Below are 14451 nucleotides of genomic sequence, written 5' to 3'. Positions count from 1 at the left end.
TTAAAGGCCTGTAATCATTAACTTAACCCGATGATATTCCCTTTGTCATCGATGTCTAATGACATAAACGCAGGTTTATCAGGTAAGCCTGGCATGGTCATGACATTGCCGCATAAAGCGTAAATAAAACCGGCACCTGCACACAGTTTTAGTTCTCTAACCGGAACGTCAAACTGTGTTGGAGCACCTTTTATATGTGCTTCAGTTGAGATAGATAAAGGCGTTTTTGCTAAACACATGGATAGGTTTGAGTATCCATGTTGTTTGAATTCAGCGAGTTGTTTTTTTGCTAGAGGTGACAGTGAGATGCTCGCTGCGCCATAACCGACTTCAGCGACCGCCATCAGCTTTTCTTCTAAGCTTTGCTCTGATTGATACAAAGGCTTAAATTCACTTTCAACTTGGCAAGCTTTTACTACTGCATTCGCTAACTTAATCGCGCCTTCGCCACCTTGACCAAACGCTTCACTGACTTCAACGCTCACGCTTGAATCGAAAGCGGCGATCATCTGTTTTAATGCGTCAAGTTCTTGGTCTGAATCTTGTGGGAATCGGTTGATAGCAACGACGGTTGGTACTTGGTATTGCTTAACGTTGTTGATGTGCCATTTGAGGTTCTCAAAACCGGCAACGAGTGCATCTTTGTCATCACTAAAGATAGAATCCGGCAGTGGGGTGCCCGGTCTTAAATCGTATAAACCTGAGTTCGCTTTTAATCCACGTAGCGTCGCAACAACAATGGCACAGTCAGGCTTCTTGTTGGATGCCTTAACCTTGATGTTACACGCTTTCTCGAAACCCATGTCTGAGCCGAAACCACCTTCGGTCACCACAAAATCACTCAGTTTTAAGGCAATCTTGTCGGCAATAATTGAAGAATTACCGTGTGCAATGTTCGCAAATGGCCCTGCGTGAATAAGTGTCGGAACACCTTCAAGGGTTTGCATTAACGTTGGCTCAATAGAGTCTTTCATTGTGACGGTCATCGCTCCGGCAACGCCGAAGTCATCCGCGGTTAGTGGCAAGCCTTGATGATTATAGGCGAGCACAACACGGCCAATGCGTTTACGTAAGTCTTGCAAGTCGTCAGCCAGTGCAAGAATTGCCATGAGCTCTGAAGCGGCTGAGATATCAAATCCGTCTTCGCGTTCAAAGCCATTAATTGTTTTGTTCGCTTCATTCTTGCCTACAGTGATCATGCGTAGTGCGCGGTCATTGTGGTCGAGTACACGTCGCCAAACGATTCTGCTTGGGTCAATATCCAAGGCTTTTAAGCCAGAACGCGCTTCAAATGCCTCTAAGCCTTCACGTTGTTCATGATACAAACGTGCATCAATCGCTGCAGACGCCAGGTTATGAGCGGCTGTTACGGCATGAATGTCGCCAGTTAGGTGCAGGTTCAATTGATCCATAGGAGCGACTTGAGAGTAGCCACCGCCAGCTGCGCCACCTTTAACGCCAAATACAGGGCCCATTGAAGGCTGACGAATACACGCCATCGCTGATTGGTTAATTTTGGCAAGACCTTGAGCGAGCCCAATGGTGGTCACTGTTTTGCCTTCACCAAGTGGTGTGGGTGTAATTGCCGTGACTACCACTAATTTACCATCTTGTTGGTTAGCGAGGCGTTCTAGTGCCGTTAGAGACACTTTAGATTTGAATTCGCCTAATGGCTGGTGTTCGTTGTGTTGCAGGCCAGCTTGCTTGGCAACCTCACTGATGTTTTTAAGGGGAGTAGAGCGACAAATATCAATATCAGACAGCATATTTGATCCTTATATCAGAACCGAAAGGTGGTACGTAAACGTTTGCGTGGCGATACTACTGCATAAATTTGCCAAGTAAAGGCAAACCACACGAATTATGTGCTGGAAGATAACAGATCTAAAGAGTCATTGCGCGAGATCAAATCTTAAACGGGCAAAATATTTGATTCGATTACCTTCGATTTGGATTGCATTGATGGTTGATACAAAAAGGGCTGCATATAGCAGCCCTTAAAGGATTCGTAATTCGACTTAGACGTCGTCTAAAAGATTAACGATCCCAGTATGTTTCTTCTAAGCTATCTTCGCGTTCTGGCAGTGCACGAGAAAGGCGAGGAGAGTGCTGAGTCAGTACTTCGTAGCTTACGCGGTTAGCGTACTTACAAATTTGAGACAGTGACGAGTACGTTAGACAAGCGTGTTCGTGCTTCTCAGAGTTTGGTACGTTCACGTGGTGGTAGCTGTTTGCTGCCATGTCGTGTAGTAGAGCAGATAACGCGCCATCGCCAGCACCGTTGGTGTTCTTAATCTCAAGTGGACCACCTAAGTAAGGGCCAATGTGAGAGTACACTTTCACTGGGTTTTGGCAGTCTTGTTTGCGCATTGCACGGCTGAACTCATACTTGTTGAATTCTGGGATGTTACCCGGCAATAGTGGCAGCGTTGTTTCACGCTTCGCTAGCTCGTCTGTGTAACCTGCCATGTAAAGGCCAATTGGACCTGCAGTACATAGTACTAGGTCAACCCACTCAAGCGCTTTGTTCGCTGCTAGTAATGGATCTTTCTCGCCTGTTAACGCTTCACCTTCGTCTTCGTTCATCGCAACGATGGTTACGTTTTCTTTCAGGTATTCTTGCCACCATTCAGCGTTACCTTCGATCACATACTTAGTGCCAAGCGTCAGTACAACAGGCACATTGTGCGCTTTCGCGTATTCAATCGCTTTTTGTACCGCTTTTGGCATCGGATCTTCAGGCTTGCCACGCATTAGGTATGAAGACACAACTAACGCAGATGCTTTCTCGAAAATCTTTTCAGGAATGCTTTCAGGAAGAAGTTGGTTCATGTGTCCTTCGTTGATCGCAAACGTACGCTCGCCATCTTCGGTGATCAGCGTGTAACAACGACCAATTGGACCATCAACAGTTTGTAGGTGGTTTAAGTTCATACGAGAGGAAGTGCGGCAAAGGTAACGGTAACCGAACGAGCCAACTTCAATTTTCTTAGACATAACGCCAAGCAGTACAGATTTGCTGTCTGCAAGTACGGAATAGTTGTGCAGTGTGTTACCGATAGTGTCGCCAGGGTATTGATGCGTGATCAAACCGCGCGCAACTAACTCTTCATACAACGAATCTGCTTTACTTTCTTCCAATACAAGCGAGTGACCTTTACTTAGCTCGTATTTTTCTAGGAACGCGCTGTCAACACGGGCTTCGATATCAACAATAGTTTGACCCACACCGACAATCGTTGCGCGGTGAAGCTTAGGTGTTTGTTGAATTTGGTTGACCAACGGATCACGTGCGTGAGTTGGAAAGTAGTGCTTAGATTTACGCTGTCCAGGAAACTTCATATGAAAAATACAGTGAAAAAATTTTGCCGCATGATATCACATTTTGTTTCTGTTTCTTTCATTTTTATTACATTTTGAATCACCTGCACAATGTCTGTACAGGTGATTCGACTAACTATCCGTTTGAAACTACTCGGTTGGTTGGACTAACGTCGCTGGATCAACGTAAGCCTCTGTACCCCATAGTGGAACAGTTGAAAGGCTGTGTTTGAAGCTGCCTTCTGTTTCTTTAGTGGTGTAAGACAAGTAAAGCAGTGATTGATTCTCTGCATCATAGATACGGCGAACCTTCATTGTCTTGAAGAAGATACTTTTCGATTTCTTGAATACCACTTCACCTGACTTGCTTTTATCGATCGTAGCAATCATTTCTGGTGTGATTTCGCCAGTTTGACGACAAGAGATAGAACTATCGCTTGGATCAGAAAGGCTAAGGTTCGCTTCGATGGATGCGATATGACAAGTCACACCTGCAATCTTATCGTCATCAAGAGAAGACATTTTGATGTCCTTCATTGTGAAGAAACCCAGAGAGACGTCGCCAACCTCGTTGTCCGAACAGCCAGCTAACATTGTGATGATACCTGCTGCTATTAAGGCTTTTTTCATAAGAAGTCCTTTTTATTTATATAGTTCTGTTTACTATAAGGATATTGAAAGCATGAATATGAGTGTAGAGCTTTTCGTTAAGTTCTTAAAGGATGTTGTTGGATAATGAAAAATACGAAGCATTTAAAGTACTTGTTGGCCTTGGTCATGCTCTGTATGCTCTCTGCTTGTAGCTCGGCACCTCAGCCGACCATATGTCTTCCAAATAACTGTGATATTTGGGGATACTAACCGTAGGTACTAAAAGAATGAATAACGAAATACCTGAAATTGCACATAATAAAAACCAATGGCTATTTAGCCAGCTCGATATTGCTTACCCCGCAAAAGAGAGCCTTCTCGGTTTAGATATCTATAAAAAACAACTTTCCCAAAAGACTTACCAACTTCTTCCGCAAGACCAAACTCCCACTCAAATTGACGAACTGCATAAAGTCGACTTCCATAAGCTGACCGTACTTTTCTCATTAAACCAAGCAAGTGCTTATCAAGATGAAGCTGAAAGGGCGAACATCTTGGAGTTCTTAAGCCAGATTATGTTATCGGATGAGCATGAGCTTTATGTCGGTACAAAAAACGGCGAAGTTGTCGCAAGCGCGGTAGTGACAGCAACGGATGAAGAGCTATTGATATCGGATGTTGTTAACCAAGACGATCAAAATATTGTCGGCTTTGCTAAACAGTTACATGATTTTTGGGCACAAGATCAAGTTTCTACCCATAAAGTATGGTTCGAGAACTAAAGATTCTTTGAGAAAGCGTTAATCTGAGTACAATACACCGTCTTTTAAAAAGGGTTCGGTATGTACAAGCTATTGATCTCAATCGCTGTATTGTGTGTTAGCGCTTTTTCTCCTGCGATTTATGCTAACGACTGGGATATCAAACAAATCCTAGTTTTGCACTCCTACGAACCTTCCTATCAATGGACCGCGGATTTCCAAAAGGGCATCGACAGCGCGTTTGAACACTCTCAATCTGAAGTAAAGCTCTCAATCGAGTACTTAGATACCAAGCGTATCCATAGCCCTGAATACTACGAGTCTCTTGCCAACTACTTACAAGCAAAATACGCTGGTTATGAATTTGATGGTGTAATTGCGACCGATGACAATGCCGCCAATTTCCTAGAATCGCTGAGCACATTGATTGATCGCTCTACACCCGTTGTTGCGGCGGGTATCAACGACATTAGCACTGACATGTATGCCGTGACCGATAGAGCAACCGTGCTTTACGAGAATGACCATATCGATATTAATATTGAACTGATTTCTCAGCTAAGACCAAACATCAAGAACTTATACTTTGTAAATGATTACAGTGTCACGTCTCAGCTAATTCGAAAAGAAGTGTACAAAGTGATGGCTGACTTTCCAAAGATCAATCTGGTCGAAGTCAGTAATCAAACGCTTGAGCAAGCGAGTCAGTTTTTACAAACCATCTCAGCTGATGATGCCGTGTTACTCAGTCACTACAACACTGAGCTGACTCAAGGTGTTTATCACTCTTATAAAGAAGTGGCCGAAACTTTATCAGCATCAAGCGCCGCGCCTGTGTTTGCGCTTTGGCAGTTTAATATCTTAGGTGATGTGTTTGGCGGTTATGTCAATCACTCACAGAGTATGGGTGAAGAGGCAGTTGATGCGTTAGATAAGTACATACCACTTAACTTCAATACTCCGCTAGTACCGGGTGACAATATTCGCTTTGTCTTCAACTACGCAGCTTTGGAAAAGTTTGGCATCAGTGAGAGTGCTCTTCCGGAAGAATCGGTTGTCGTTAATGAGCCTTCTTCTTTTATCCGCAAGAACTTTCAACTGTTAATCGGTTTGACCATGGTCATTGCCGGATTAAGCCTGATTATCCTGATGCAGTTTGTTACCTTGCGCCAGAAGAAAGAGTTGGCGAAGAAGAACAAGCGCATTCTCGCTCTGCAGAAGCAAACACTGAATGTTCAAAAAGACATGATTCATGTACTGGGTGAGGCGATTGAAACTCGCTCAGGAGAGACAGGGAACCATGTTAAGCGCGTTGCTAAACTGTCAGCACTGCTGGCGAAGCATAGTGGTTTGAGCCACAGAGAAGTCGAGATGATAGAGATCATCAGCCCAATGCACGATGTGGGTAAGATCTCGGTGCCGGAATCCATTCTCGACAAGCCAGGTAAGCTAACCGAACAAGAGTGGGAGGTGATGAAACTTCACACCACCGCAGGTTACAATTTATTGAAAAGTGGTGCCGGTGATATTACTAACCTTGCTGCAATTATTGCCAATGAGCACCATGAACGTTGGGATGGCGCTGGTTATCCGAATGGCAAAGTAGGTGAGGAGATTCACCTGTTTGCGCGTATTACTGCCGTCGCGGATGTGTTTGATGCGTTGCTCAGTGCACGTTGCTACAAAGAGCCCTGGTCATTAGAGATGGTTGTCGACTTGTTTGAGCGAGAGTGCGGTTATCAGTTTGATCCCCAGTTGACCAAGCTTCTGTTAGAACACTTACCTGAATTCGTCGCGATCCGCGATACTTACCCTGACAGTGGCACATTTGAGGCTTCAAGCTTAGATAATCTCACGACTAAAAAGAGCGAACCTAAAGCCATTGAAGAGTTGGCTGTTAATTAGATTTTGAAGTTACTTAACGCATGGTTTCTTTCAGCCTTGTAGAAATTAACCCGTGTAAATTTATATTTTTAACTGTTCATTTGCGGTTTTTGTAAACCAAGCAGTGTTTGGTGCTGCTCATTCCTCACCAATTCGGTGAAAACTGTTGCTTATCTTGAACCATAAGGTGATCTACTGCATATTTCGCGAAGAGAAATAAGCAAGTCTCGGTAAAGTGTTACCTTAATCATCCCGACTACTTTCATAACCCTATAGGATAAAGCTTGGATTCAATGGGAGTGAGTGAGCTATGCGGTTAGAACAGACTAAATGTGTAATTTTCGATTGTGACGGAACACTTATCGATAGCGAGAAGCTGTGTTGCCAAGCCTTGGTGAACGTATTTGCTGGCTTTGGGGCTGAGTTAAACGTGAACGACTGCTATGCACACTTTCAAGGCGGTAAGTTGGCCGACATCTTAATGGATACCCAACAGCGTTTAGGTCTTTCTATATCGATTGATACACTTGAGCCACTATATCGCACTGAACTTGAAGCCTTGTTCCAACGCCACTTGAAACCAATGGATGGCGCGATAGAGCTGATTGAGTTCCTCAAGGGTGAAGACATTGAGTTTTGTATTGCTTCTAATGCACCCAAATCTCGAGTTGAATCCTCATTAGCGATGACCGGCATGCTCGACGATTTTAAAGGCAAAGTGTTTTCGGCATTTGATGCAAACAGCTGGAAGCCTGAGCCTGACCTAATTATGTACACTGCAATGAACATGGGCTTTTTACCCAATGAGTGCATCTATGTGGATGATACTTTGAAGGGAATAGAGGCGGGCGTTCGAGCAGGCATACAATCATTCAGATTGCGCCCAAGCATTGATGAATCACTTGTAGATCCAGAAGCCGACTCAGCAGAGCTAGCGGCTCAGGATATCTACAGTTTGGAAGAAATTTCTGTTTGGATTAATGGCAAGCACTGCTCAAGTGGTGGTATACCGAACTCTGCAGCTTTGGTGGGTTAGCGCCTAATTGAAGGCTGACTACTTTACTAAATTGTTTGGTGTGGAAACCGCATGATGCGCAAGTAAACTTCTCTCCGCTTTCTGAAAGCAGATATTCGTCGTGTTGGCATAAAGGGCATGTGATGTCGTCGGTGTTTGGTACTTTTGTTTTATTCATTATGTGTCCACCTGCAGCAAGAGGGTAAGCGAAAATAAGACCCGTTTAAGTAGATTACTCCTAAGCTCGATTATTAGACAGTTTTGACACTTCTTAATCTCTCCTTTGCGACTTGCTTCATGGTAATGATAATCTCATCGTTAGTGACCATGATTTTTGTAATGTTATTAACGCCCTCCAATAAAAAAGGACTCATGCGAGTCCTTATTAGTTTGGTTTCTATTCACGTTAACTGTCAGCCACTTTAACCTTGGCTTTGAACGATATCACTTGAGCTTAAGTGCGATATCTAGACAAAGTTTGTGATAGCGAAACTGATGCTTCCGTTAGCTTAGATACGCCATTTGACGAGTTTTGAGCGACTTCTTTAATCACATCAGATTGACTACGGATATCGTTCAGCTCTGCTGCAATGGTGTTTGCTACGTTACTTTGCTCATCAGCCGATGTAGCGATTTGAATACTCATATCCATTAGCGCTTGAGCTGAATCAGCAATAGAGTTTACGTCGTCGCCGATGTTTGAAATCAACTGGCTGCTGGTTTGTGCTTGATCGACCGTTTGTTCGGTGATCTTCGCAATGTTTTGGCTCTCTTGTTGTAAGCGTTCAATCATTGCCTGGATTTCTACCGTCGCGGATTGAGTTCGGCTCGCAAGCGTTCGAACTTCATCAGCAACGACTGCGAAACCACGGCCTTGTTCACCTGCACGAGCCGCTTCAATGGCTGCGTTCAGTGCAAGTAGGTTTGTTTGCTCTGAAATAGCATTGATTGTGGTGATCACTTCGTTAATTTGGCTAGTGTTCACATTCAAGCTAGTTACCGAAGAAGAAGTTTGCTCAATCAAAGAAGACAGGGTAGTAATCTCTGAAATAGCTTGCTGAACCTTCGCGTGGCTGTCGTTGATCTGCTGTGCGTCTTGCTCTGTTTGCTCAGTTGAGCGAGCAGAGATATTAGACACTTCATTGGCAGATGCGGTCATCTGGTCCATAGCAGTAGCAACAGAGTCTAAAGAAGCGTTCTGGCTCATGATTTGTGTTTCGCTGCGTTTCATCTCTGTTTCGAAAGAGGCTGACGTTTCACTTAGCGTCGTGGCATTGTGGTTTACGTTGTTTACTAGTTCACTAAGCGTGTCCATCGAACGGTCAAGTGCACAGCCAATCGTACCAAACTCATCACGGCCAGGGTGGAAACCAAGGCGTGAAGTTAAATCACCATCGCCAATCTTTTGAGTCGTTGAATAAAGTACCCAAAGAGCGCCACCTAAGAAAGTTGCTACCCAGTAACAGAAAAGACCAAAAGGCACACACCATAAAAGACTGATTAACAAAGTGTACAGTGCTTGCTGCTTTTGGTTTTGTGTATCGTTATTTGAGACGGTAAGAGAATAGTAATTACCATCTTGTCCAATAGCCGTTGCGGTAACCGCGCCATTGTTCGAAATGATGGTCTCTTGAGGACGAGTTTGTTGGCTAACAGAACGAACAGAGGCAGCGGAATCTGACGCTGATAAAATACCTTTAAGTTGATACTCAACTTGTTGTTTTGCACTTGCGTCAATTTGTTCCATTTTGTTGACGTAGTTGAGTCCAGCTAGGCTCGCCACAGCGGCGAAAAAGATTAAGAAAATGACCCAAAACTTATCGTTGATAGACATTTTAATAAACAGTTTGTCTATCGTTCGAAATTGTACTTCTTTCATAAAAACTCCACGGTAAATCCTTTACCGTGGACTCTAAATAACCGACCTCAATAAAAATGTGACTTCAATCGACTAATTGTGAAAGTTAATGATAGTGATATGTCAATTATGAGATCTATATCAAGTAAATTAGTTCTGTATAGGTTTATTAGCCTAAAGAAGGCAGTAACCCTACTGATATAAGGATTTGAATCGCAATGATAAATACGCCAACACTACCCGCTAAAAATAGCGCTTTGCTTCCACCCAATACTTGGTAAGTCGCTTCTGTACCTTGAGGTTTTGCCGAGAAATCTGTGTAGCGAACTTTGTAAACCATTACGGTAGGTAGAAGAATCGCTAGTACTGAAAGTGCAATCGCAGCATAGCCCAGCGCCATGATGAAACCTTGTGGGTAAAACAGGGCGAAGCCCAATGGCGGTAAGAAGGTAATAACAGCGGTTTTAATGCGCTTTGCACTGCCTAGTTTTTTGCTGAGCGAGTCACCCATAAATTCGAATAGACCTAAGCTCACGCCAATAAATGAGGTAAGAAGTGCAAGGTCAGCGAACACACCAACAATCACGCTGAGATTTGATTGATGAACGGTTTGCGAAAGCGAAACTAAAAGCGCGCCCAAGCTTGTGTCTGACAACAGTTGTTCTTGGCTGACTACGCCCAAGGTGACGCTCTGCCAGAATACGTAGATAACCAGAGGTAACGCAGAACCAACAATCATTACCTTACGTAGAGAGCGAACGTCGCCATCTAGGTATCGAACGATCGATGGGATGCTACCGTGGAAACCAAAAGAGGTAAACACAACCGGGATAGCAGCGACAATCAAACCTTGTTGTAAAGGCATGCTCAATAGGTATTGAGAAGTAATGTTAGGCGCTAGGAAGCTCAATACTAGAACCATTGCAACCAACTTTAAGCCAAATAAAACTCGGTTAACTTTATCGACACTGTGTGTACCAATCGTCACAACGCCTGCAACCAACAAGGTAAACAGAAGAGTCGTGACTTGGCCATTGAGTTCAATGCCCGCGATATCCGAAATACGTTGGTTAAACTGAGCGCCACCGCCCGCGATGTATGCAGCACATAAAGCGTAAAATAGAAACATCACTGCGAAGCTCGCAATCCATTTTCCTTTCGTCCCTAAAATTGTGTGAGCTAAAGTGTGTAGGGTGGCATCAGATTCTGCGAATTGGTGAAGCTCTACCATTAACAGAGCAGTGAACGCCATTAAAGCCCACAAACCAAGCATTAAGAAAAGTGAAGTTGAAAAGCCAATACCTGCAGAAGCAAGTGGAAGAGCGAGCATGCCAGCACCAATCGTTGTGCCTGCAATGATCAAAGTACTACCAAAAACCTTTGATTTATTCATTGTATATAATTCTTTACGTTAGGGTGTGTTTTCATTGTAATTCTTCTAGCTTAAGCGCATAAACCCAAAGAATATCTCGATTTTGAAGTATTCTGATTGAGTTTAATTCCAAATGCAATATCTAATGTAATTAAAAATATCCACTGTAAATATTAATTTACGCGCATTTTAGGGTTAGGTGCTGAAAAGGGCGAAGCAAACGTTTGACCATGATCTGCTTCAAAATTTGTAGAGTAATTTGTTGTACTTGGTGTAAGGTGGCAGTACATATGTCGTTCGCGTATACCCCTTTAACGTAAACAAGCGTTAATGATCGCGAGTAGCTTCAAGCTATAAATATGGAATGGGTAGAGTAGAGTGCGTTCATCAAAGTGACATAATATAAGTCCAAGATGGTGCACTAGTTAACAGGACATCATGTCCACACCAAGGAATAGAGGGGGCACAATGAGTGACCAATCTTATAATGACGAAAGTCTTGAGTTGTTAGATGCTATGGAAATTGGCATTGATTTGTCTGACTATGAGCAGACAGTTAAACAATTAGCAGAAGAATTGTTCAAATCTTCTAACTAGGTTTTCCGTAGTTAAGATTTTAGAGTTCAATGTTCTCAAATGAGACAATTCTTAGACTGAGCAAATCTCATTCGCTCACACGTCATACCAAAACTATCCTCATTAAAGTTCGCGAAGATAAACGAGTACGTTTACCATGTTACTTAGTTCTCGATACTTTAATGAGGTTCAATGAACTTTCTCGCACACCTTCACATCGCTCAGCACTGTAACAGCAACTTAGCAGGTAACCTGTTAGGTGACTTCGTTAAAGGCGACCCAAATAAATTCTATTCAGACTCACTTTCTGATGGCATTCGACTTCATCGATTTGTCGATAGCTATACAGACCGACATGATGTGTCTCGCTCAGCAAAATCTCTCTTTTCAGACCAAACAAAGCGCTTTGCGCCTATTGCACTCGATGTATTCTGGGACCACTGCTTAGCTAATCATTGGGCTCAGTTCTCGACACAATCACTTGAGCATTTTTGCTCCGACAGCCATCAGCAGATCTTTGAACACCAAGAGCCACATTGGCCTGAGCACTTCATTACTGTTCACCGGAAAATGGCTGAGCAGAGGTGGTTAGAGAGCTATCAAGAGATGCCATCCATACAAATGGTATTGCAACGAATGGCCTTAAGACGGCCAAAGCTTGGTATGCTTAAATCTTGCTATGACGACCTCGAACGCCACTATGATACGTTGCAGTGTCACTTTAATGAGCTTTATCCGAGTGTTTTAGAAGAAGCAAACCAATTTAATGCGCTTCAATTGAAGAAAAATCAAAAGGAAAGGTAAACAGCGTAATGCAGGTTTGCTACAATCCGCGCCTATTTAATCTTTGAGCATCATACTATGTCTGAATCTACTAAATCTTTTAACCAACTAGGATTGTCTGAGCACCTTCTTGCTACGCTATCAGAGCTTAACTTTACGGCTCCAACCAGTGTTCAAGAACAAGCGATTCCATTGGTATTAGAAGGCAAAGACGTACTGGCTGGTGCTCAAACGGGTACGGGTAAAACGGCTGCGTTTGGTTTACCGATTATCCAAAGATTAATCGAAACCAAAGATAACGTGATTCCAAACCCTAAGTTAGTTCGTGCATTGGTATTAGTACCAACACGTGAATTGGCACAGCAGGTGTTTGACAACCTCACTAGCTACGCGAAGGGTACTGACATTAAAGTGGTTGTAGCGTACGGCGGTGTGAGCATGAAGGTTCAAACCGACAAATTACGTGGTGGCGCAGATATCTTAGTCGCGACACCTGGCCGCTTGATTGACCACATGTTCACTAAGAACATCATGTTAAGCCAAACAGAAGTGTTGGTATTGGATGAAGCTGACCGCATGTTGGACATGGGCTTCATGCCAGACATCAAACGCATTCTTTCGCGTATGAATGAAGTTCGCCAAACCTTGTTCTTCTCGGCAACGTTTGATACCAAAATCAAAGCGATTGCGTACCGCATGATGAAGTCGCCAAGTGAAATTCAAGTGACGCCGAAAAACAGCACAGCCGACACTGTGACTCAAATGGTTTATCCGGTTGATAAATCGCGTAAAAGCGAACTTCTGGCTTACTTGATTGGTTCAAAGAACTGGCAACAAGTGTTGGTATTCACTAAAACTAAGCAGGGTACGGATGCGCTAGTAAAAGAGCTTAAACTAGACGGCATTAAAGCGGCATCAATCAATGGTGATAAGAGCCAAGGTGCGCGCCAAAAAGCATTGGACGATTTCAAATCAGGCAAAGTTCGAGCGTTGATTGCAACGGATGTAGCAGCGCGTGGTATCGATATTCAGCAGCTGGAACAAGTTGTGAACTACGATATGCCATTTAAAGCGGAAGATTACGTTCACCGTATTGGTCGTACAGGTCGTGCTGGTAACAGCGGCCTTGCGATTTCATTGATGAGCCAAGACGAAGCTTACCTATTGGGTGACATTGAACGACTACTGGATACGCGCTTGCCTCAAGAGTGGTTAGACGGCTTTGAACCAAGCCTTGAAAAAGACCTTGCACCTGATCGCAGCGGCCGTAGCAAAAGTCGCTCGTCAGAAAAACGTAAGATGAAAGCGAAGCTTAAGATCCACCAAAACCGTGGCAAAGCACGTCGTTAATCAGCCAGATTAAAGATCTACAATATAAGATACTAAAAAGCGCCGTTACAGTTGATTCTGTAACGGCGCTTTTTTATATCAAGTAAATTAATTTATGGGCAGGGCAAACAAAAGTATCGGATTAATGATGTTCTTGATTGCACTTCCACACACAAGGTACTTCGTAAATCAGCTCTTCTAATGCAGTTGGATTAAGTACCCACTCATCCTCGATTCGAAACTTACTAACCATTTGTGAGTTGAAGAGTTGCCAATGCTTGAGTAGGGATTCTTCAGGTGAAGTTTTCATGTCACCTTCGTTCCATGTGCTTTCCATGAACGGGGTTAAACAGACCGCAGCGTTAGCGTAAATGATCATTTGCCATTTAACTTCGTAAATATTGATCAGATTGTCTGGATTAACGTCGTTATATTGTTTTGCTAGTTCATTAATTTCTTTCTCAACATCACCAACGTTGTCGATAAAATAATCAACCAAGTTGTCTTCTTGTCGAACAGAATCTGAAATTAGCTGCATTGGTCTGCGTGAATGAATCATGTTGGTGAAAAGACGCATACTAAATAAATAGATAGAGATGTTCGGTGCAATACCTTTTGGCAACTCTTGAACAATCTTACCGATGTAAGACTGAAAATAGTCATGTAAACAATCACTTATTGCATGCCATATCTTTTCTTTACTACCAAAGTGGTGGCGGATAAGGCTATGGGATACCCCAGCTTTTTCACTGATGTTTCGCAGTGATACACGGTCATAGCCACAGTCACAAAACATATCCGCTGCAACCGCCATAATTTGAAATCGAGTTTCTTCAGCGTCTTTCGCGCTTCTTCTACCTTGTTTCTTTTCAGTCATCTTCATTTCACACATTTACCTGATTACCACATTCTACACTGTTTTTACTGAAATAAAAAATACTGCACAGGTGGAAAGTAAAGC

At 43.2% G+C, this 14451-nt stretch carries 12 protein-coding genes; 6 read left to right on the top strand and 6 right to left on the bottom strand.

Annotation, left to right across the window (positions count from 1 at the left end; all coding sequences use genetic code 11):
- Window positions 1–17: 17 nt before the first annotated feature.
- The 3 genes from L1D37_RS01210 to L1D37_RS01200 form a co-directional block, all read right to left on the bottom strand.
- Entirely contained in the window at window positions 18–1766 is a 1749-nt protein-coding gene (locus L1D37_RS01210; protein ID WP_239846582.1) for a formate--tetrahydrofolate ligase, read from the bottom strand.
- 271 nt (window positions 1767–2037) lie between these two features.
- On the bottom strand, window positions 2038–3342 hold the full coding sequence (locus L1D37_RS01205; RefSeq protein WP_239846581.1) for an inosine/guanosine kinase: 1305 nt from the start codon (window positions 3340–3342) through the stop codon (window positions 2038–2040).
- A 129-nt stretch (window positions 3343–3471) separates the two neighbouring features.
- Entirely contained in the window at window positions 3472–3951 is a 480-nt protein-coding gene (locus L1D37_RS01200; RefSeq protein WP_176679732.1) for a CreA family protein, read from the bottom strand.
- A 248-nt stretch (window positions 3952–4199) separates the two neighbouring features.
- On the opposite strand from L1D37_RS01200, the gene L1D37_RS01195 reads away from it, so the two are divergent.
- The 3 genes from L1D37_RS01195 (at window position 4200) to L1D37_RS01185 (ending at window position 7593) form a co-directional block, all read left to right on the top strand.
- Window positions 4200–4694 carry a hypothetical protein gene (locus L1D37_RS01195; protein ID WP_239846580.1) on the top strand — a complete coding sequence of 165 codons (495 nt, stop codon included), beginning with the start codon at window positions 4200–4202 and terminating at the stop codon, window positions 4692–4694.
- Window positions 4695–4754: 60 nt separating this feature from the next.
- Window positions 4755–6578, top strand: coding sequence for an HD domain-containing phosphohydrolase (locus L1D37_RS01190; RefSeq protein WP_239846579.1), 1824 nt, complete (start codon window positions 4755–4757; stop codon window positions 6576–6578).
- 289 nt (window positions 6579–6867) lie between these two features.
- Window positions 6868–7593 (top strand): HAD-IA family hydrolase, encoded by a 726-nt coding sequence (locus L1D37_RS01185; protein ID WP_239846578.1) that lies wholly within the window; start codon window positions 6868–6870, stop codon window positions 7591–7593.
- Window positions 7594–8026: 433 nt separating this feature from the next.
- On the opposite strand, the gene L1D37_RS01180 is transcribed toward L1D37_RS01185, so the two are convergent.
- Window positions 8027–9451 (bottom strand): methyl-accepting chemotaxis protein, encoded by a 1425-nt coding sequence (locus L1D37_RS01180; RefSeq protein WP_239846577.1) that lies wholly within the window; start codon window positions 9449–9451, stop codon window positions 8027–8029.
- A gap of 148 nt (window positions 9452–9599) precedes the next feature.
- Window positions 9600–10823 (bottom strand): aromatic amino acid transport family protein, encoded by a 1224-nt coding sequence (locus L1D37_RS01175; protein WP_239846576.1) that lies wholly within the window; start codon window positions 10821–10823, stop codon window positions 9600–9602.
- 447 nt (window positions 10824–11270) lie between these two features.
- Here L1D37_RS01175 and L1D37_RS23980 point away from each other — a divergent pair, with 447 nt between their 5' ends.
- The 3 genes from L1D37_RS23980 (at window position 11271) to L1D37_RS01165 (ending at window position 13511) form a co-directional block, all read left to right on the top strand.
- Window positions 11271–11399 carry a hypothetical protein gene (locus tag L1D37_RS23980; RefSeq protein WP_017059831.1) on the top strand — a complete coding sequence of 43 codons (129 nt, stop codon included), beginning with the start codon at window positions 11271–11273 and terminating at the stop codon, window positions 11397–11399.
- 171 nt (window positions 11400–11570) lie between these two features.
- Entirely contained in the window at window positions 11571–12182 is a 612-nt protein-coding gene (locus L1D37_RS01170) for an ACP phosphodiesterase (protein WP_239846575.1), read from the top strand.
- Window positions 12183–12239: 57 nt separating this feature from the next.
- Window positions 12240–13511, top strand: a complete 1272-nt coding sequence (locus L1D37_RS01165; RefSeq protein ID WP_176679725.1) for a DEAD/DEAH box helicase — start codon at window positions 12240–12242, stop codon at window positions 13509–13511.
- A 121-nt stretch (window positions 13512–13632) separates the two neighbouring features.
- On the opposite strand, the gene L1D37_RS01160 is transcribed toward L1D37_RS01165, so the two are convergent.
- Window positions 13633–14373 carry a TetR/AcrR family transcriptional regulator gene (locus tag L1D37_RS01160; protein WP_239846574.1) on the bottom strand — a complete coding sequence of 247 codons (741 nt, stop codon included), beginning with the start codon at window positions 14371–14373 and terminating at the stop codon, window positions 13633–13635.
- Window positions 14374–14451: the final 78 nt, after the last annotated feature.

It is taken from the genome of Vibrio sp. Isolate33, assembly GCF_022397895.1.
GTDB lineage: Bacteria > Pseudomonadota > Gammaproteobacteria > Enterobacterales > Vibrionaceae > Vibrio > Vibrio pomeroyi.
This window is presented reverse-complemented; position numbering and strand designations above follow the sequence as displayed.

Bases quoted from the DNA above. Each gene is read 5' to 3' on its own strand.
- L1D37_RS01210 (WP_239846582.1), bottom strand. From the start codon at position 1,766: ATGCTGTCTGATATTGATATTTGTCGCTCTACTCCCCTTAAAAACATC.
- L1D37_RS01205 (WP_239846581.1), bottom strand. From the start codon at position 3,342: ATGAAGTTTCCTGGACAGCGTAAATCTAAGCACTACTTTCCAACTCAC.
- L1D37_RS01200 (WP_176679732.1), bottom strand. From the start codon at position 3,951: ATGAAAAAAGCCTTAATAGCAGCAGGTATCATCACAATGTTAGCTGGC.
- L1D37_RS01195 (WP_239846580.1), top strand. From the start codon at position 4,200: ATGAATAACGAAATACCTGAAATTGCACATAATAAAAACCAATGGCTA.
- L1D37_RS01190 (WP_239846579.1), top strand. From the start codon at position 4,755: ATGTACAAGCTATTGATCTCAATCGCTGTATTGTGTGTTAGCGCTTTT.
- L1D37_RS01185 (WP_239846578.1), top strand. From the start codon at position 6,868: ATGCGGTTAGAACAGACTAAATGTGTAATTTTCGATTGTGACGGAACA.
- L1D37_RS01180 (WP_239846577.1), bottom strand. From the start codon at position 9,451: ATGAAAGAAGTACAATTTCGAACGATAGACAAACTGTTTATTAAAATG.
- L1D37_RS01175 (WP_239846576.1), bottom strand. From the start codon at position 10,823: ATGAATAAATCAAAGGTTTTTGGTAGTACTTTGATCATTGCAGGCACA.
- L1D37_RS23980 (WP_017059831.1), top strand. From the start codon at position 11,271: ATGAGTGACCAATCTTATAATGACGAAAGTCTTGAGTTGTTAGATGCT.
- L1D37_RS01170 (WP_239846575.1), top strand. From the start codon at position 11,571: ATGAACTTTCTCGCACACCTTCACATCGCTCAGCACTGTAACAGCAAC.
- L1D37_RS01165 (WP_176679725.1), top strand. From the start codon at position 12,240: ATGTCTGAATCTACTAAATCTTTTAACCAACTAGGATTGTCTGAGCAC.
- L1D37_RS01160 (WP_239846574.1), bottom strand. From the start codon at position 14,373: ATGAAGATGACTGAAAAGAAACAAGGTAGAAGAAGCGCGAAAGACGCT.